The organism is Brevundimonas sp. (assembly GCF_041648615.1).
Lineage (GTDB): Bacteria > Pseudomonadota > Alphaproteobacteria > Caulobacterales > Caulobacteraceae > Brevundimonas.
Window position 1 is genome coordinate 1 of sequence record NZ_JBAZOS010000006.1, and the last position, 18,237, is coordinate 18,237.

Genomic DNA, 18,237 nt, shown 5'->3' on the forward strand with positions numbered 1-18,237 from the left:
GCATAAGATATATTATGCGAAATATCGCCTGGGTCAGAGATCCGGATCCCTGGCATAGATGGGGTTCGCGTAGATCCAGGTCATCTCGCGATCAGCCCCGAACGCGGTTGGAACCATGGTGGTGACCTCCACCCGATAGACGCCCGGCCGGTCGTCCGAATAATCGTAGATCCGCTGTCCTGGCGCAGAATGCGCAACCTCGAGCCCGTTACGCAGGACACGAACGACCGCTCCCAGCCTCCGGGCGCTCGACGGCAACTCCACAGTATACCGCGTTCCTGGTCCGGCGTGTATTTCGTCACCCATCCAGGCCACGGCCTCGCGATTGCTCGCCTTGAACATGAAACCGGTGGCGTCGGCCAGGACGTCCAGCGCTACGTACAGATGTCCGGCCCGGATCGCGCCATACACCAAAGCCGAATCGGCGGTGAACTCTCCCGAGAAGGCCTTGACCGATACAATATGGTTGCGGGCGATCCGCATGACGTCCTCCGCCGGCGGAAAGACCACCGTCTCGTCGCCCCAAAGCTCTATGGCCTGGTGCAGGTCAGCGGCGTACAGGCCGACAAACCGGCGCTCCTGGCTGATCCGGTCCCATATGCGGAGCGCGGGCGCCGCCTCGGTTCCCAGTTCCAGATAGCCCGCCATGCGGTTCACGGGCAGCATGCTGACGGCCGCCAGCTTGGCCTGCAGCGGCGCCGCGTAGAACTGGTCCGCCAGATCCAGGATTTCGATCCCGTCGACACGGTCATCGATTGGGCCGTCCCAAGCCCATTTGCGATGCGCGGGATGGGCCAGGACGGTGAGCCCGGCCTGCCCCCGGATCGATCGGAGGTAGGTCGACGTGGGGATTTCGCGACGGCTCGGCGCCGTCTCTATGTCCATGCCCAGCAGGTGACCTTCCGGTCGGGCGCTTTCCACGCCGGTCAGCATCAGGACGCCTTCGCGCCAGCCTTGTTTCCCGTCCTCGATGGCCTTCAGCGTGTCGTGATCTGTCACGATCAGGAACCGGATTCCCTGATCACCGGCGACCCGGGCGAGGCTTTCATAGGTTCCGTTGGCGTCGTCCGAATAGGTCGTGTGGACGTGAACCAGACCGGCGTAGTCATGATGCCCGGTCGCGGTCGATGACGCGACAGGGTCGCCAGAGCGACTGGCCAGCGACGCTGTGCGCGCGTTCCCCATCAATGGAACCGCGCCGAGCGCCAGGGCGATGATCAGGACGGCCTTGACGCGCGGGCGGCCTCCAAGCGTCAGACGCCCACGCCGGACAAGTCCCGCAACGAAGCGAATCTGAACCATGCGCCGCCCCCTGCCCGATGCGGTGCAGGTTTACGGTCGAGCTGTTACAGGGCGGCCACGCGGCGACGACCGCGCGGTAAAGGTCTTGTGTCGGCTGTCACGTTGAGACGAAAGGCTTCCGGTCCTGCAGACGCGCCGCCAGGCTCGACGTGTCCCATCGCGCGCCCCCCATCGACTGCACTTCGGAATAGAATTGATCCACCAGCGCCGTCAGCGCCAGGTGCGCGCCGTTGACGCGGGCCTCGTCAAGCACGAGGCCCAGATCCTTGCGCATCCAGTCGACGGCGAAGCCGAAATCGAAGCGGCCTTCGGCCATCGTCTTCCAGCGGTTGTCCATCTGCCAGGACTGGGCGGCGCCCTTCGATATGGCGTCATAGGCTGCGCCCGTGTCGAGCCCGGCGACCTCGGCGAAATGGACCGCCTCGGCCAGACCCTGGACGACGCCCGCTATGGCGATCTGGTTGACCATCTTGGTCAGCTGGCCCGCACCCGACGGGCCCATATGTTTCACGGCCTTCGAATAGGCCGTCAGCGCCGGTTCAGCCTTCGCCAGGGCGGCGGCGTCACCCCCGGCCATGACGCTGAGCTGACCGTTTTCGGCCCCGGCCTGACCGCCCGAAACCGGCGCGTCGATGAAGGCGCGGCCCTGTCCGGCCGCCAGGGCCGACATCTCGCGCGCCACCTTCGCAGAGGTCGTCGTATGATCGACGATGATCGCACCTTCGGCCAGGTGCGGCAGCGCCTCGATCACCACCTGCCGGACATCGTCGTCATTGCCGACGCACAGGATGAGCAAATCCGCGCCGCTCGCCGCCTCGGCGACCGACGCGGCGAACCGGCCGCCGCTGACTTCGGCCCAGGATCGGGCCTTGCGGGCGGAACGGTTGAAGCCGGCGACTTCATGTCCCGCATGAACCAGATGCCGCGCCATGGGACCGCCCATCACGCCCAGACCTGCAAAACCGATCTTCATTCCTGAGGCTCCGGCGCGACCCCGTAGCGGCCGCGATAGTAGACAAGGGCCGCCCCGGGCCGGGTCTCGAAGCCCTGCACCGCGCCCACAATGGTCAGATGGTCACCCATGACGATGCGCTGGCTTGCGATGCAGTCCAGCCGGGTCAGGGCGTTCTTCAGTCGCGGCGGTTCGGCGCTGGAGCTGTCGAACTCGTCCGACGACAGGCGGCAGACGCCCCAGGCGAAGCGGTCCGACATCTCCCGGTCCTCGGCCGGCAACATGTGTACGGCGAAGCGGTCGGCGGCCGCGAAGGCGTTGTGCCGATCGGAGGCGCGATCCAGGCACCACAGCACCAGCGGCGGCTTCAGGGACACCGAGGTGAAGGAGTTGACCGTGATGCCGAAGGGCCCCTCCTCCGTATGGGCGGTCACCACGCAGACGCCGGTCGCGAAACCGCCCAGCGCGCGGCGGTAGGCGGGAATGTCGGACGCGGGATCGAGGGGCGTGCTCACAGGGCGACGACTAGGGGACGGCCCGCTCCGGAGCAAGACCGCGCGGTATGGGAAACGTGGTCTTAACCTTGCGGCGTCCATCGTCAGCTCTGGTTCGACTGTCGAGGCCGCGTCCGATGTCCATGAGCGATCGCCCGATCCTCATCAAGAAGGTCAAGAAGGTCGTCGGCGGCGGCCACCATGGCGGCGCGTGGAAGGTGGCCTATGCCGACTTCGTCACGGCGATGATGGCCTTCTTCCTGCTGATGTGGCTGATCAATACGACCGACCCGGAACAGAAGCGCGGCATCGCCGAATATTTCGCGCCCGCCAGCGTGTCGCAGACGACGTCGGGCTCGGGCGGCATCCTCGGCGGAACCTCACTGGGCGACGACGGCGCCAAGGGCGCCGGGGCCATGTCGGTGATCGAACAGCTGGCTCCCGAGGCCCCCGCCGACGCGCCTCCGGAAGCCGGTCAAAGTCAGAACCTCGCCGCCGCCAGCGAGGAAGCCCTGCGCGAGGAGATCGCCCGGCGCGAGGCCGCAGAGTTCTCGTCGGCCGCCGAATCGCTGCGCCAGGCCATGCAGTCGATGCCAGAGCTGGCCGAACTGTCGAAACAGCTGATCATCGACCAGACGCCCGAGGGGCTGCGTATCCAGCTGGTCGACCAGGAAGGCCGCTCGATGTTCGAGCAGAATTCGGCGCGGCCCAACCCGCGGGCCCAGCTGCTGCTGCGGACCATCTCCAAAGTCATCACCCAGCTGCCCAACCGCATTTCGGTGACGGGCCACACCTCGGCCGCGCCGGGCTCGAGCCGCGCGACCGGTCCGAACGACTGGACCCTGTCGTCGGCGCGCGCCAACGCCTCGCGGCTGATCCTGCAGGCCGCGGGCGTCGACGCGGATCGGGTCTACCAGGTGTCGGGCAAGGCGGGCTCGGACCCGCTCTACCCCGACGACCCGACCCTGGCCGGCAACCGACGCATCGCCATCGTGCTGTTGCGCGAGGCGCCGGTGCTGCCCACGGACACCAGCCTGTGACCGCCCGCCCCGCACGCGCGTGTGGGGTGAACGGGCTTGCCCCGCGGGGCGACGCGGGCGCAAATCGTCCCATGACGGGACGGTTGCCAGATTGTCGGCGAAATTGGATGCGGATGTAGCGCCGTGACCTTTGTTCCCCAGCGCCAGCTTCGCTTCTACATGACCTCGGTGGCCCCCTGCCCCTATCTGCCCGGCCAGACCGAGCGGAAGGTGTTCGCCAACCTGCCGTTCAGCGAGGGGGCTCACGTCAACGACGAGCTGACCCAGGCGGGGTTCCGCCGCAGCCAGAACATCGCCTACCGGCCGGCCTGCGAGGCGTGCGACGCCTGCGTCTCGGTGCGGTTGCCCGTGCCCGAGTTCGCCTTCTCGCGGTCGCAGCGCCGGGTGCTGAAGCGCAACGCCGACCTGTCGCGGGATCTGGTCGAGGCCGAGGCCACGACCGAGCAGTTCGACCTGCTGCGCCGGTATCTGAACGGCCGTCACCCCGGGGGCGGGATGAGCGCCATGGGCTGGCTCGACTATGTCGCCATGGTCGAGGACACCGCCGTCCGCACCCATCTGATCGAATACCGCCTGCCCTCGCCCGACGGCGGGCCCGGCGATCTGGTCGGGGTCTGCCTGACGGACCTGCTCGGGGACGGGCTGTCGATGGTCTACAGCTTCTTCGAGCCGACGATGGAGGCCCGCAGCCTCGGGCGGTTCGCCATTCTCGACCATGTGCGACAGGCGACGGCGGTGAACCTGCCGTTCGTCTACCTCGGCTACTGGGTCCGGGGCTCGCGCAAGATGGACTACAAGGCCGACTTCCGGCCGATGGAGCAGCTGACCCGGCTGGGCTGGGAGCGGCTGGTCGATCAGCCCGCGACGGGCGTCGAGGTCTCGTAGTCGAGAGGCGTGGGGGCGAAGGCGCCACCGCTCCACGGGCCGGGATCCCGCCCTCCCCCGAACCTGACCAAGGCGTCGACCCGCTTCTGGATCGACGGGTGGGTGGCGAACAGACCCTCGAGGCCGACCCCGTTCGGCTGGTTGTCGAGGAACAGCTGCTGCAGCTCGTCCGGGCCCTTCAACGACGACCGGCCCTCGACCTTGCGCAGGGCGGAGATCATGGCGTCGGGGTTCTTGGTGAGTTCGACCGCCCCGGCGTCGGCGACATATTCCCGGGTCCGCGACAGCAGCATGCGGATGACGATGGCGAGGGCGAAGCCGACGGCGGCGAAGGCCAGGCCGATCAGGATCAGCGGCATGGCGTTCTTGTTGTCCCGCCGGCCGCCGCCGCGTGAATAGAGCAGCCCCCGGAACACCAGTTCGGCGATGACGCTGATGATGCCCGCGAAGATCGAGGCGATCACCATGGTCCGCACGTCCTTGTTGATGACGTGGGTCAGCTCATGGGCCAGCACCGCCTCGAGCTCCTCGCGGGTCAGGGTGTTCACGAGACCGCGGGTGACGGTGACGCTGTACTGGCCCTCATGCAGGCCGGTGGCGAAGGCGTTGAGGCTGTCGTTGTCGATCACGCGCAGGGTCGGGGTGCGCAGGCCGCGCGAGATGGCGAGGTTTTCCAGCAGGTTATACAGGTCTGGCTCAGATTTCCTCTCAACCTTCCGGGCCCCGGTCATCAGGTCGATCATGGTCTGGCTGCCGAAGTAGGAGATGGCGAACCAGATGCCGGCGACGACGAAGGCCAGGGGCACGGTGCCGCCCAGCCAGGAGGCGGCCAGGGCCATGTCGTCGCCGAGGCCGCGCCCCGTCCCCGGCAGGAAGCCGAACCCCATCAGGACCAGCTGCAGCCCGTAGATGATGAAGATCATCAGCACCGGGAAGCCGGCCAGCAGCAGAACCGAGCGGGTATTGTTCGCCCAGATATGGGTCTGGAGCCCGACGGCGGCCATCAAATCAGCCCCTTACGCCGAGAAGCTGACCTTGGGCGGGGCGGCCGTCATCGTGGCGCGCTCGCCCTCGCCGACGTCGAAGAAGGGCTTGTCCGAGCCGAAGCCGACCATGCCGGCGAACAGGACGGTCGGGAACTGGCGGCGCACGGCGTTGAACTCGGACACGGCGTTGTTGAAGAAGCGGCGGGCGGCGGCCAGTTTGTTCTCGATGTCCGACAGCTCGCGCTGCAGCTCCAGATAGTTGGTGTTGGCCTTGAGGTCCGGATAGGCCTCGGCCACGGCGAACAGGCGGCCGAGCGAGGCGGTCAGCATGTTCTCGGCCTGGACCTTGTCGTTGACCGAGGTCGCGCCGGCGGCGGCGGCCCGGGCCTGGGTGACGGCGTCGAGGGTGGCGCGCTCGTGCGAGGCGTAGCCCTTCACCGTCTCGACCAGATTGGGGATCAGGTCCTGGCGCTGCTTCAGCTGCACGTCGATGTCGGCGAACGACTGGTCGGCGCGCTGGTCGAGGGCGACCAGCCTGTTGTAGGCGCCGACGATGACGAACAGCACCACGGCGACGATGACGGCGATGACGATCAGGGTGGTCAGCATGGCGGTCTCCAAGCTCGGCCGATGATCGACCGTTCAGCGATTATCGGGCGCCATAACGGCGCTCGATAGTGAAATCGGCGTCACCTGAACTTCCTGAGCCCCCTCGGGCCCTGCCGCCCGGCCCCGGCGCGTTTGCCGAGCCAGTCCTTCCAGTCGGGCCAGTTGCGGCGGCGGGCGCCGCCGTCGACCCATTCGGGGCCGTGGGCGCCATCGAAGACGGCGACATCGGCGAGGCCGCCCTGTTTGTAGCTCTGCAGCTTCACCCCCTTGCCGCGCCCCATCTCGGGCAGGTCGGCGAGCGGGAAGATCAGCGCCTTGATGTTGTCGCCGATCGCCGCGACATGGTCGCCCGTGACCCGGATGGCGGCCAGCATCTCGCCGTTCAGCACCTGTTTGCCGCCGCGCTTCTGGGCCAGCAGTTCGTCCTCGGGGGCGATGAAGCCGTAGCCGGCCTTCGAGGCGATCAGCAGTTTCCCGCCCGGCTGGTGCATCAGCAGATTGACGATCCCGGCCTTTTCGTCGAGGTCGATCATCAGGCGCAGCGGCTCGCCGTGGCCGCGGGCCGAGGCCAGCTTGTCGGCGCCGACGGTGAAGATGCGCCCGTCCGAGGCGGCCACCAGCAGCTTGTCGGTCGTATAGCCGGGCACGAGGAAGGCGAGGCTGTCGCCCTCCTTGAACTTCAGCTCCGACGGGTCCTCGACCTTGCCCCTGGCCGCCCGGATCCAGCCGCGTTCGGACAGGATGACGGTGATGGCCTCGCGCGGGATGAAGGCCTCGACGGAGGCGAACGCCGACGCATCCACGGCTTCGGCGATGGTGGTGCGGCGCGGCGAGACCAGGGCCTTGCGCACGGCCTCCAGGTCCTTGCCGACCTGTTTCCACTGTTTGGCCGGCGACGACGACAGCGACTGCAGCGCGGCAAGTTCGTCGGCCAGCATCTTGTATTCGTTCTCGATCGTCATTTCCTCGATCCGCGCCAGCTGGCGCAGTCGGGTGTCGAGGATGAAGTCGGCCTGGAGTTCGCTGAGGCCGAAGCGGGCGATCAGGACGGCCTTGGGCTGCTCCTCCTCGCGAACGATGCGGATGACCTCGTCGAGGTTGAGGAAGACGATCCTCAGGCCTTCCAGCAGGTGCAGCCGCTTCTCGACCCGGTCGATGCGCCAGCCGGCGCGGCGGACGAGGACTTCGCGGCGGTGATCGAGGAAGGCCTGCAGACAGGCCTTCAGACCCATGACGCGCGGGGTGCCGGTGGCGTCCAGCACGTTCATGTTGATCGGGAAGCGGACCTCGAGATCGGAGAGCTTGAACAGGCTCTCCATCAGCACCTCGGGTTCGACGGTGCGGCTCTTCGGCTCGATGACCAGCCGGATGTCCTCGGCCGACTCGTCGCGGACGTCGCCCAGCAGGGGCGCCTTCTTGTGCTCGATCAGGTCGGCCAGGTCGGCGATCAGCTTCGACTTCTGCACCTGGTAGGGCATTTCGGTGACGATGATGCGCCAGACGCCGCGGCCGAGGTCCTCGGTCTCCCAGCGGGCCCGCAGCCGCACCCCGCCCCGCCCCGTCTCATAGGCCTCGAGGATGGCGGCGTGGCCCTCGACGGCGACGCCGCCGGTCGGGAAGTCAGGGCCCGGGACGATGCCGGCGAGCTCTTCCGTCGTGGCCTCGGGGCGTTCCAGCAGCAGGTGACAGGCGTCGATCAGCTCGCCGACGTTGTGCGGCGGGATCGAGGTGGCCATGCCGACGGCGATGCCCGACGAGCCGTTGGCCAGAAGATTGGGGAAGCCGGCGGGCAGGACGATCGGCTCTTCGTCCTGGTCGTCATAGGTGGCCTTGAAGTCCACCGAGTCCTGGTCGATGCCCTCCATCAGCAGGACGGCGGCGGCGGTCAGCTTGCACTCGGTGTAGCGCATGGCCGCGGCGTTATCGCCGTCGATATTGCCGAAATTGCCCTGGCCGTCGACCAGCGGATAGCGCTGCGAGAAGTCCTGGGCCAGACGCACCAGGGCGTCATAGATCGAGGCGTCGCCGTGCGGGTGGTAGCCGCCCATGACCTCGCCGACGACCTTGGCGCATTTGCGCGCCGCCGCCTGCGGGTTCAGCCGCATCTGGTGCATGGCGTACATGATGCGCCGGTGCACCGGCTTGAAGCCGTCGCGCACGTCCGGCAGGGCGCGGTTGGTGATGGTCGACAGCGCATAGGCGAGATAGCGGCGCGACAGCGCCTCGCTCATCGGCTCGTCTATGATGCGTCCGCCTTCCGGCGGCGGGGTGTGAACGGTCATGGTGTCCGAATCGGCGGTCTGGAGCCGGAAGTCTAGCGCGGACCCGCCGGAACGGGGGGCGTCTGCGCGTCAGCCTGTGGGCAAGCGTCCTCAGCCGCCGCGCGCGACCAGATCGTCGAGTCGGATCGCCTGTTCCAGCCGGACCGCGCCGGCGACGTCACGGATTTCGGCCAGGACGGTCGGTCGGGCGGCGTCCCAGCCCACGGTCAGCAGGCCGAAATTCCGGTCCCGATACGCCTCCCCGACCCGTCGCGCATTGGGCGGCAGAACGGGCCAGACCTCGGTGAGGCCCGACGAGGTGATGTCCCACAGCGGATAGGGGGTGTTGACGTCCAGCCGCGAAATTTCGGCGTAGTGGGTGTCGCCCGACAGGCAGATCAGGCGGTCGGCCCGGCGCTCGCGGATGGCGGCGATCAGGCGCTGATGGTCGTGGGCGAAATTGATCCAGCCTTCCCAGCCGGGGAAATCGGCCACGACCTGAAGGCTGGATCCGAACAGGCGAAGATCGGCCGGGACCGACAGTTGCTCCTCCAGCCAGCGCCACTGGGTTTCGCCCAGCTGGGTGGCCATGGTCTCCGGGTTGCGGGCATAGGGGCCGGGCGTCGGCTCGCCGGCCTCGGTGCGCTTCTCGATCCAGGCGTCATAGTCCTGGCCGCCCAGTTCCAGCGGGACCAGCGGGGTGCGGTTCCAGCGCAGGTCGGGCAGGATGACCTGCACCCGGCGTCCGGGCGGCCCGAAGACGTGAGCCGTATAGATGCCGTCGCGCAACCGCCGTGGGCTGTCGGCCGGTTCGCCGAAGAAGTCCAGGAACAGCCGGCGGCTCTCTTCCTTCATCGGATAGTCGGCCCCGGCGTCGTTCTCGCCGTAGTCGTGGTCGTCCCAGATGGCCAGGATGGGCGTGGTCGCCTTCAGCCGCTGGAAGCCGGGCTGGGCGGCCAATAGCGCGTATTTGCGGCGCATGACCTCGGGGTCGCGGGTGTCGAGATAGACGTTGTCGCCGAGGAAGATGAACAGGTCGGGCCGGGCGGCCAGCACGGCGTCCCAGATCGGCTGCGGCTTTTCGGCGTTGGCGCAGGACCCGAAGGCGATCCGGGTCAGGGTGCGTTCCGCCTGCGGATGCGGATCGGGCGCCGCCCGGGCGGCGCCGGCGATCAGGCCTGCGCCGGCGGTTGCAGCCATCAGGCCGCGTCTCGAGAGACCGTTCATCTCGTCATCCGTGGAACTGGAAAAACAGACGGGGCGCACCGTCTCGATGCGCCCCGTCCTTGTACGCGATCAGAAATGACGGCGCACGGTCACAAACGCCTGACGCGGCGCGCCCGGCAGGAAGGTCTGACGACCGGCGCTGTTCTGGAAGCCGCCCGAACCGACCGTCGAGATATGGTCTTCATCGAGCAGGTTGGTCACGTTGAACTGGACCTCCGTCCCGTCCAGCCAGTCGCCGCGATCGATGAAGCGATAGCCGGCGGTCAGTTCAAACAGGGTGTAGGAACCGACCGATTCATCGTTCAGGTAGGTGGAGAAGCGTTCGCCGGTGAAGGCTCCCGCGAGGGTTCCGTAGAGGCTGCCGTTGTCGTAGGCCAGTTCGGCCCGGGCCAGGGTCTCGGGCGTGTTCACCACGGTCTTGCCGGCGGTAGCGGCCACCAGCGCCCCGGTGCCGTCACGAACGTCGTCCTCATAGGTCGAGTCGTTGTAGCTGAACGAGCCGAAGGCCGACCAGTCGTCCGTGAACGACCACACAGCGGCGGCTTCGAAGCCGCGGCTCTTGACCGAACCGACGTTCTGGATGCCGCTGCCGAGACCCAGGATCGGGGCGCCGAGGGCGACGCCCAGCAGGCGATTCTCGAACTGGACGTCATAGACAGCGACCGAACCCTGAAGCTGGTCGAAACGGAAGCGCCAGCCGGCCTCGAGGGTCTTGGAGCTTTCCGGCTCCAGGGTGGCCCGCAGGGCCGCGAAGCCGGCCGCCGTGGCCGAGAACGGACCGGACGTGGCCGAGGACTCATAGGCCCGCAGGTTTTCGGCATAGGAGGCGAACAGCTGGTGATCGCCGTTGACGTCCCAGGCGACGCCGACCTGGGGCAGGAAATTGTCTTCCGCCTTGATCGAGCCTGTCTTGTTGGCGCCGACGACCGTCGTGGCCGTGTTCTCGACCGCCAGCGACTTGAAGCCGGCGTTGAGGGTCAGGGCCTCGGTGATCGACCAGCTGTCCTGGATGTAGAACAGGGAGGTCTCGGTCTCGAAGTCGTATTCCCACTGGGTGGCGAAGGGATTGGCGAGGAAGTCGAGCGAGTCGCGCGTATTGGCGGCGCGGGACAGGCCGTAGAAACGACGGGCCTGGTTGAAGTCGTTCTGCTCCAGCCAGAAGCCGCCCGTGACCTCGTGATCGCCGACCACCAGGGTGGCCGAACCGATCAGGCCGCGACGCTCGATGTCATATTCGGTCGTGCGGACCGAGATCGGGCTGGGGCTGGTGATCGCCGCGCCGGACTGGTCGGGCGCGCCGGCCGGGGTCGCGAGATAGGGGGTCCACCACAGGCCCTGGCCTTCATTCTTGTGGCCATAGCCGGTCAGCGAGACCGACAGCATGTCGTTGACCGGGTAGTTCAGCGTCAGGGCGCCGAGGGTGTCGTCGCGCAGGCCCGCGGCGTCGAAATAGGCGTCATCGACGGTCGCGATCGGCGTCGGATAGACCGTGCCCGCCGCCGCGTTGGTCACCGGCGCGCCGGTGTCGCCGCGGTTGTTGGCGATGTCGGCGATCAGCACCGCCAGGGCATAGTCGCCCGAGACGTTGTCCCAGTCACGGCCGAGGCGGGCGATCTGATCCAGCGACATGTCCTGGTAGTCGTTCTCGCGACGTTCGGAATGGTTGATGAAGCCGGTGATCTCGCCGCGGCCGATCGGTTGAACCAGGTTGAAGTTGATCTGCTGCTGGTTCTGCTCGCCGACGCCCTTCCACTTCTCCATGCTGTGGTCGACGTAGGACAGCGACAGCGCGGTGTCGGCGGGGCCGAAGGCGCCCGAGTCGAGGCGGACGAAGCCGCGCAGGGTGTCCTCGCTGCCGTAGGTCCCGGCCAGGTCGAAGCCGAAATCGTCGGCCGGACGACGGCTGATGAACTGAATGGCGCCGCCCAGATTGCTGCTGGAGGCGGTGCCGAGCGCGCCCGAGCCCTGGGCCACGTCAACGCGGGCCACGTTCTCGGAGATGATGGCGCGCGAAATGTGCAGGCCGTTGTGGGCGCCGTAGCTCATGTCGCCCAGCGGCAGGCCGTCCAGGGTGAAGCCGAGCTGGTTCTGGTTGAAGCTGCGCAGGGTGATGCGGGCCGACCATTCATAGTTTCCGAAGGCGTCGGCCGACTGGAAACTGACGCCCGGCAGGCGCTCGATCGCCTTCAGCGGGCTTGTGCCCGGCGCCTCGACGGCGATGGCGGCCTCGGTGATCGAAGCCTGCTGCCGGCTCTGACCGAGCCCGAAGACAACGACGTCATCCAGGTTGGTCGGGCCTTCGGGACCGGTGACAATGGCCTGGGCCGAGACGGCGGCCGGCGCCAGCAGGCTGCAGGCGAGCGTGATGGCGAGCAGGGACGCTCCTGCCAGGAGGCGGTGATAGGTCAAGTTGAGCCCTCATTTGGATTGCGGCGCGACAGCGCGGATCGGGGCTAGACCGGGCTGACGACGGTACGGTAACCGACGTTGCGAGATTTCGTGACGAGTGGCCTTCGGGGCGTCAAAGTGGATCCGCCGTGGCCTTATGGCTACGCTTGATCCGTCCACGCCTCATTCGCCAGCCGCTCCAGCATCCAGACCCGCGCCGGCGGCAGCGGCCGGTTCTGCGCATGGAAGACGAACTGCTCGAGGAAATGCCCGGTCAGGGCCAGTCCGTCCCTGACATCGCCCTCGGAAAGGCCCGCCTGGGCCCCGAGCATGAAAGGCGGCAACCTGAGCAGCTTGTCCGCATAGGGTTCGCCGGCCTCGCGGCTGACGGCGCGGCCGGTGCGCGGGCTGACCCAGATCAGGTCGTCCATGCTCCCGGTGACGGCGCAGCGCGACAGGTCGAGGCCGAACCCCAGATCCTCGAGCAGGCCCGCCTCGAAGCGCACGAAGATGGCAGGCCAGACATCCGGCAGGGCGAAGGCGCTCATCAACGCCTCAAAGGCCAGAAAGGCGCCGGGATGGGGTTCGCGCTCGGGCAGCGCCCCTTGCACCACCGCGGCGGCGGCGGCGAGGCCCGTCAGGGCCAGCGGGTCGTCGAACAGGGCGCTGGGCCCCTCCCCCACCGGCTCCAGCCGGGCCGAGCCGAGGTGGTCCGAGGTGCGGGCGCGATACTCCGCCGTGACCCGCGCCCCGGCCTGGAGGAAGGGCTTCATCTTGCGCGAGGCCCCGCCGGCGACATAGGCGGCGCGGCGGCCGTGTTCTTCCGTCAGCAGTTCGACGACCACGCCGGTGTCGCCATGGGCGCGGGCGGACAGGACGAAGGCGTCGTCGGTGAAATCCATCCGGCGGTGTTAGCGGTCGCGGCCGGAGTTGGCCATACGTTCCGTTTTTCCCCGGGGCGACGCGCCCGCCGCCGGCATGGAGACTCCCGCCCCTCCCGACCCGCTACTCTCGCCCCCTGAATCCGCTACGTCCGCCCCTTCGAAAAGCGGGTTCGAGACCCGTCCGAACCCCTGCGACCGCTTTTGACGCATGCCCGTGCTGTAGTGCTTCAATGCCCACGGGGCGGGGTCTTTGCCATCCTTCAATCCACGCCGCGCCGCCGTCCAGGCCCGGCTTCGCCCGCGGCCCCGCAGGCTGTAGGCCTCCCGGGATCCGCGCACATTTTTTCGGGTCGCATACGAGACTCTCGCCCCGGCTCAGACTGAGCCCGGCGCAGGCGGCCTTCTACGAGGGCGATGGCTGGCCGGCGGCGGCGCGGATCCGGGCGGTCATATCCCGGGCGAGGGCGTTGGGGATGGGGAAGGTCAGGGCGTAGAGAGCCACGCGCCACCTGCCGTCCTCGCCGCGCACAAGGACGCCCGTCCCGCGGCTTGTGCCGTAGCTGTCGCTGTCGAGGGCCTCGTCGAACCAGACGACGCAGCGGCAATCCAGCGGCGCGAGGGTCAGGGAGCGCGACCGGGGCGTATAGGTCCAGCCCCTGCCCCGCGCGAAATACGGTTCGGCATAGGCCCGGAATTCGGCGATGGACCAGTGCTCGGTCACGTCGGTGCCGATATAGGTCGCGTCGGGCGTGAACAGATCGAAATAGGTCGCGCCGTCGGCGGCGGAGGCCGCGCCATGCAAGGCGTCCAGGGTCGCGGCGGCGGCGGTCTCCTCGGACGTGTCGGCCGCCTCGCCGGGCGCGTCCGCCACGGGCGTCGCCGCCTCGAAGGCCTTGATCTCGGCCGTCATGCCGTTGGCGAGGTCGTTGGGGATCGGATAGCTCAGGGCATAGCGCAGCACGCGCCAGTCGTCGCCCGTGCGGACCAGCATCCCCTCGCCCCGGGCCGTGCCGTAGGTGGCGCTGTCCAGCACCTCGTCGAACCAGGCGACGCAGGCGCAGGGATCGGGCGCCAGGGCGACGTGACGCTCCCGGGCCGAATAGGTCCAGCCCTCGCCGCGCGCGAAGATCGGGGCGGCGAAGGCGAGGAAGGCGTCGCGGTCCCAGCGCTCGGAGGTCTCGTTGCCGATCCAGACCAGATCCGGCGCCAGCCGCGCGGCCCAGGCGGCGGAGTCGGCGCGGGCGGCGGCGGCGTGCATCCGGTCCAGCGCGGCGGCGGCCTGCTGCTCGGGGGCGGTCTGCAGCGAAAGCGCCGCGAGGGCGGTGAGGAACAACGACATGGGGACTCTCCGGCATCCGGAGACCACGCTAGGCGACCCCGGCCCTTTGGGGAACCGTCAGGGCGGCTGACCGGGTCGGACGCTCATGACGGCGCTCCCGAAATTTATTTAACCGTCCGGTTGACAACCCGGTGCGACCGACGCATTTAACCTTCCAGTTAGATACAAGACACGCTCATGCAGACCGACCCGCTCAGCCTCAAATTCGCCGCCCTGGCCGACCCGACCCGTCGGGCCATCCTGGCGCGGCTGTGCGAGGGCGAGGCCAGCGTCAACGACCTGGCCGAGCCGTTCGACATGAGCCTGCCGGCCGTGTCGAAGCATCTGAAGGTGCTGGAGAAGGCCGGGCTGGTCAGCCGGGGCCGCGAGGCCCAGTGGCGGCCCGCCCGTCTCGAACCGATGGGGATGAAGGGCGTCGCCGACTGGCTGGAGCACTACCGCCGCTATTGGGACGCCAGCTTCGACCGGCTCGACGCCTACCTCAGGAAGATCCAGAAGGGAGACCCGAATGGCCCAGGACACTGAAGAAAACCCCTGCAACACGGACGGGGCGGCGCATCAGCACGTGCTGACCCTGCGCCGCGTGCTCGACGCCACGCCCGAGGCCATCTGGAAGGCCTGGATGACGCCGGAACTGCTGCAGCAGTGGTTCGCGCCGCGGCCGTGGACGATCTCGGACGTGCGGATCGACCCGCGCCCCGGCGGCGTCTTCAACTTCGTCATGCACGGTCCGGACGGCGAGCGTTTTCCCAACAGCGGAATCTTTCTCGAGGCCATCCCGAACCGCCGCTGGATCACGACCGACGCCCTCACCCCGGACTGGCAGCCGGCCGGCCAGCCGTTCATGGTCGGCACGGTGGAGCTGACGCCGAGAGACGACGGCAAGACCGAATACGTCGCCACGGCGCGCCACTGGAACACCGAGACGATGAAGCAGCACGAGGCCATGGGCTTCCATGAAGGCTGGGGCACGTGCGCCGACCAGCTGGCTGAACTGCTGAAGACCCACTGACGCCCTCCCCGGCCCTCGACCGGACCCGCCGAAGAGCCCGCCCGATGACCTTCATCGACACCACAGAAACCCGACCCACCCTGCGGATGCAGCGCTTCTTCGACGCGCCGCGGGCGCTGGTGTGGCGGGCGTGGACGAACCCCGAGGTCATTGTGCTGTGGCTGGGTCCGGTCGAATGGCCCGCGGTCAGCGCCACCCAGGACCTGAGGGTCGGCGGCGCCTGGCGCGCCTGTCTGCGCTCGCCCGACACCGGTCAGGACCTGTGGCAGGGCGGGATCTACCGCGAGATCGTGCCGGACCAGCGGCTGGTCTTCACCTTCAAATGGGACGAGTCGCACGAGGACGGCCCGCCGGTCGACACCCTGGTCACGGTCCAGCTCAGCGACGCGCCCGGCGGCGGAACCCTGATGGACTTCACCCACGAGGGGCTGAAGTCGGAGCAGAGCCTGACCGGCCACAAACACGGCTGGACCAGCACCTTCGAGCGGCTGGAAGCCTTTCTGGCGAAGGGCGGCGCGTCCTGAGGATGGCCCGCCGGACGGATCAGTAACGACGCCACTGCGTCCTGCGTTTGGATCAACCGGGTCGAGGAGCAAGACCATGAAGATCGTCACCAGCCTCAGCTTCCGCGGACAGTGCCGCGAAGCGTTCGAGTTCTACGCAAAGGTCCTGGGCGGCGAGGTCACCGCGGCCATGCCCTATGGCGACGCCCCGCCCGACATGCCGGTCGGCCCCCAGTACAAGGACTGGCTGATGCACTGCTGGCTGCAGGTCGGCGATCAGGCGATCATGGGTGCGGACATGGACCTGGACTGGGCGCCCGGGATCGACAAGCCGAAGAACGGCTTCGACGTCACCCTGCACACCGAAGACAAGGCCGAGGCGCGGCGCTGGTACGACGCCCTGATCGAAGGCGGCAAGCCGGTCATGCCGTTCGACGAGACCTTCTGGTCGCCCGGCTACGGCGCCCTGATCGACAAATTCGGCGTGCCGTGGATGGTCAACACCATTCCGGCCGAAGGCTGGAAGCCGGGCCAATGACGGCCTCGCCCGCCGTCTGGACCGGCCGGGTGCTGAGCGGACTGTTCGTCCTGTTCATACTCGCCGCCTCGGTCGCCCCGAAACTCCTGATGTCCGACATGGTCGCCGCGCAGACCATGGAGCCGCTCGGCTGGCCGGAGAAATATCTGATGCTGATCGCGGCGATCGAGCTGGGCTGCGTCATCCTCTACGTCATCCCCCGCACCAGCCTGCTGGGCGCGGTGCTGATGACGGGCCTGCTGGGCGGGGCCATCGCCACCAATCTGAGGGTGGACATGCCGATGTTCAGCCACACCCTCTTCGGCATTTATCTGGGGCTGGCGATGTGGGGCGGCCTGTGGCTGCGCGACCCCTCGCTGAAGGCCGTCTTCCCGATCCGGAGGACCGCCGCATGACCGTCGCCGGCGCCATTCCGGACCACCTGACCCGGGTCAGCATCGTCCGCGCGTTCGACGCCCCGCGCGCCCTCGTCTGGAAGATGTGGACCGAGCCGGCGCACGTCGCGGTCTGGTTCGGGCCCGAGCATTTCACCATGCCGGTCGTCCGCATGGACGTGCGGCCCGGCGGGGCGATCCAGATGGCCATGCGCGGGCCGGACGGGACCGACCATCCGTTCGACGGCCGCTTCATCGCCCTGGATGAGCCCGAACGGCTGGTGATGCGCACCTGGATCACCCTGCCGGACGGCGAGGTCTGGTTCGAGGTCGAACACACCGCGCGGTTCGAGGAGATCGACGGCCGCACCCTGATGCGGTTCGACGCCGTCGTCATCCAGGCCCGCGAGGACGCCGTCGGCCCATTGAGCGGCATGGAGACGGGCTGGAGCCAGAGCTTCGACAAGCTGGCGGCGCGCGTCCGCGCCGTGACAGACGCCGGGGACTGAGATGGCAAAGCGACCGGCCGCGGCGAACCCCGACGCCTATCTGGCCGGTCTCGACGAGGGCGGCGCCCTGCCCGGCTTCGCCGAGCAGATGGAAAGCCTGACGCCCGAGCTGTTCGCCGGCTCGGTGATGGAGGCGGCGATGATCCTGCCCTTCCTCGACGACCAGACCCGGCCGCCGCCGCCGGGCTTCCTCTGATCAACCCACAGGAGTCCGGACCATGCGCACCATCAGAACCGCTACCTTCGTCAGTCTGGACGGCGTCATGCAGGCCCCGGGCGGACCGGACGAGGACGCCGACGGCTTCGCCTTCGGCGGCTGGGTCGCCCCCTTCTGGGACGAGACGCTGGACCAGTTGATGGGTCAGGCCATGGGCGAGACCTATGACCTCCTGCTGGGTCGGAAAACCTACGAGATTTTCGCGGCGTTCTGGCCCCAGATGGATGACGAGACCGGCCGGACCTTCAACGCCATCAACAAATACGTCGCCGCCGGGCCCGCGACGCCGCTGGACTGGGCCCACAGCCATCGGCTCGAGGGCGATCTGCCCGACGCCGTCCGGGCTCTGAAGGCGACGGAGGGGCGCGACCTGCTGATCCAGGGATCCAGCGAGGTGATCCACACCCTGCTGGCCCACGATCTGATCGATCAGCTGACGCTGCTGACCTTCCCGATCGTGCTGGGCCGCGGCAAGCGGCTGTTCGACCAGGGCTCGCGCCCGCACGAATGGACGCCCGTGAGCAGCGGCTCCACGCCCCGCGGCGTCACCGTGGGCACATGGCGACGCGCGGGCGAGGTACCCACCGGATCGTTCGCACCGGACGATTTTGACGTCGGACGAGTTCAGTAGGGCGAGCGCCGGATCAGCTGTGCGCTGTCCTTGTTATCGACGGTATCGTCCCATGTCGCGGTTATCGCGGCTTTTGTCCTCATTAT

Annotated in this window: 20 protein-coding genes; 10 read left to right on the top strand and 10 right to left on the bottom strand. The window is 68.1% G+C overall.

Annotated elements, in window-relative coordinates; all coding sequences use genetic code 11:
- Positions 1-33 precede the first annotated feature (33 nt).
- The 3 genes from WC555_RS04250 to WC555_RS04260 form a co-directional block, all read right to left on the bottom strand.
- On the bottom strand, positions 34-1,302 hold the full coding sequence (locus WC555_RS04250) for a PHP domain-containing protein (RefSeq protein WP_373251450.1): 1,269 nt from the start codon (positions 1,300-1,302) through the stop codon (positions 34-36).
- Positions 1,303-1,399: 97 nt separating this feature from the next.
- On the bottom strand, positions 1,400-2,275 hold the full coding sequence (locus WC555_RS04255) for an NAD(P)-dependent oxidoreductase (protein WP_373251452.1): 876 nt from the start codon (positions 2,273-2,275) through the stop codon (positions 1,400-1,402).
- Positions 2,272-2,769 carry a flavin reductase family protein gene (locus WC555_RS04260; RefSeq protein ID WP_373251454.1) on the bottom strand — a complete coding sequence of 166 codons (498 nt, stop codon included), beginning with the start codon at positions 2,767-2,769 and terminating at the stop codon, positions 2,272-2,274. The genes WC555_RS04255 and WC555_RS04260 overlap by 4 nt, the downstream gene beginning before the upstream one ends.
- Positions 2,770-2,885: 116 nt before the next feature.
- On the opposite strand from WC555_RS04260, the gene WC555_RS04265 reads away from it, so the two are divergent.
- Together WC555_RS04265 and WC555_RS04270 are read left to right on the top strand one after the other, a co-directional pair.
- Positions 2,886-3,788, top strand: a complete 903-nt coding sequence (locus tag WC555_RS04265; RefSeq protein ID WP_373251456.1) for a flagellar motor protein MotB — start codon at positions 2,886-2,888, stop codon at positions 3,786-3,788.
- A 123-nt stretch (positions 3,789-3,911) separates the two neighbouring features.
- Positions 3,912-4,673 carry an arginyltransferase gene (locus WC555_RS04270; RefSeq protein WP_373251458.1) on the top strand — a complete coding sequence of 254 codons (762 nt, stop codon included), beginning with the start codon at positions 3,912-3,914 and terminating at the stop codon, positions 4,671-4,673.
- Here the strand turns inward: WC555_RS04270 and WC555_RS04275 are convergent.
- The 7 genes from WC555_RS04275 to WC555_RS04305 form a co-directional block, all read right to left on the bottom strand.
- Positions 4,643-5,677, bottom strand: coding sequence for a M48 family metallopeptidase (locus tag WC555_RS04275; RefSeq protein ID WP_373251459.1), 1,035 nt, complete (start codon positions 5,675-5,677; stop codon positions 4,643-4,645). The two genes, WC555_RS04270 and WC555_RS04275, sit on opposite strands and share 31 nt — an antisense overlap.
- Before the next feature lie 12 nt (positions 5,678-5,689).
- On the bottom strand, positions 5,690-6,268 hold the full coding sequence (locus tag WC555_RS04280; protein WP_373251461.1) for a LemA family protein: 579 nt from the start codon (positions 6,266-6,268) through the stop codon (positions 5,690-5,692).
- 80 nt (positions 6,269-6,348) lie between these two features.
- On the bottom strand, positions 6,349-8,550 hold the full coding sequence (gene parC / locus WC555_RS04285; RefSeq protein ID WP_373251463.1) for a DNA topoisomerase IV subunit A: 2,202 nt from the start codon (positions 8,548-8,550) through the stop codon (positions 6,349-6,351).
- 90 nt (positions 8,551-8,640) lie between these two features.
- Positions 8,641-9,729 carry an alkaline phosphatase D family protein gene (locus tag WC555_RS04290; RefSeq protein WP_373251465.1) on the bottom strand — a complete coding sequence of 363 codons (1,089 nt, stop codon included), beginning with the start codon at positions 9,727-9,729 and terminating at the stop codon, positions 8,641-8,643.
- A gap of 96 nt (positions 9,730-9,825) precedes the next feature.
- Complete coding sequence (locus WC555_RS04295) at positions 9,826-12,165, bottom strand: TonB-dependent receptor (protein ID WP_373251467.1); 2,340 nt, start codon at positions 12,163-12,165, stop codon at positions 9,826-9,828.
- Between the two features lie 140 nt (positions 12,166-12,305).
- A complete protein-coding gene (gene recO, locus WC555_RS04300) occupies positions 12,306-13,046 on the bottom strand; it encodes a DNA repair protein RecO (RefSeq protein ID WP_373251469.1) in 741 nt (246 codons plus the stop codon).
- A gap of 385 nt (positions 13,047-13,431) precedes the next feature.
- Complete coding sequence (locus tag WC555_RS04305) at positions 13,432-14,367, bottom strand: nuclear transport factor 2 family protein (RefSeq protein ID WP_373251471.1); 936 nt, start codon at positions 14,365-14,367, stop codon at positions 13,432-13,434.
- A 177-nt stretch (positions 14,368-14,544) separates the two neighbouring features.
- Here WC555_RS04305 and WC555_RS04310 point away from each other — a divergent pair, with 177 nt between their 5' ends.
- The 8 genes from WC555_RS04310 to WC555_RS04345 all read left to right on the top strand — a co-directional run bounded on the left by WC555_RS04310 (position 14,545) and on the right by WC555_RS04345 (position 18,151).
- Positions 14,545-14,892, top strand: coding sequence for an ArsR/SmtB family transcription factor (locus WC555_RS04310; RefSeq protein ID WP_373251472.1), 348 nt, complete (start codon positions 14,545-14,547; stop codon positions 14,890-14,892).
- Positions 14,876-15,379, top strand: a complete 504-nt coding sequence (locus WC555_RS04315) for an SRPBCC family protein (protein ID WP_373251473.1) — start codon at positions 14,876-14,878, stop codon at positions 15,377-15,379. Before WC555_RS04310 ends, WC555_RS04315 begins: the two co-directional genes overlap by 17 nt.
- 44 nt (positions 15,380-15,423) lie before the next feature.
- Positions 15,424-15,903, top strand: a complete 480-nt coding sequence (locus WC555_RS04320) for an SRPBCC domain-containing protein (protein ID WP_373251474.1) — start codon at positions 15,424-15,426, stop codon at positions 15,901-15,903.
- Between the two features lie 76 nt (positions 15,904-15,979).
- Positions 15,980-16,420, top strand: coding sequence for a VOC family protein (locus WC555_RS04325; protein WP_373251475.1), 441 nt, complete (start codon positions 15,980-15,982; stop codon positions 16,418-16,420).
- Complete coding sequence (locus tag WC555_RS04330) at positions 16,417-16,815, top strand: DoxX family protein (protein WP_373251477.1); 399 nt, start codon at positions 16,417-16,419, stop codon at positions 16,813-16,815. The genes WC555_RS04325 and WC555_RS04330 overlap by 4 nt, the downstream gene beginning before the upstream one ends.
- Positions 16,812-17,303: an SRPBCC domain-containing protein gene (locus WC555_RS04335; protein ID WP_373251479.1), complete on the top strand. Its 492-nt coding sequence runs from the start codon at positions 16,812-16,814 to the stop codon at positions 17,301-17,303. Before WC555_RS04330 ends, WC555_RS04335 begins: the two co-directional genes overlap by 4 nt.
- Position 17,304: 1 nt before the next feature.
- On the top strand, positions 17,305-17,499 hold the full coding sequence (locus tag WC555_RS04340; protein WP_373251480.1) for a hypothetical protein: 195 nt from the start codon (positions 17,305-17,307) through the stop codon (positions 17,497-17,499).
- Positions 17,500-17,521: 22 nt separating this feature from the next.
- A complete protein-coding gene (locus WC555_RS04345; RefSeq protein ID WP_373251482.1) occupies positions 17,522-18,151 on the top strand; it encodes a dihydrofolate reductase family protein in 630 nt (209 codons plus the stop codon).
- Positions 18,152-18,237 lie beyond the last annotated feature (86 nt).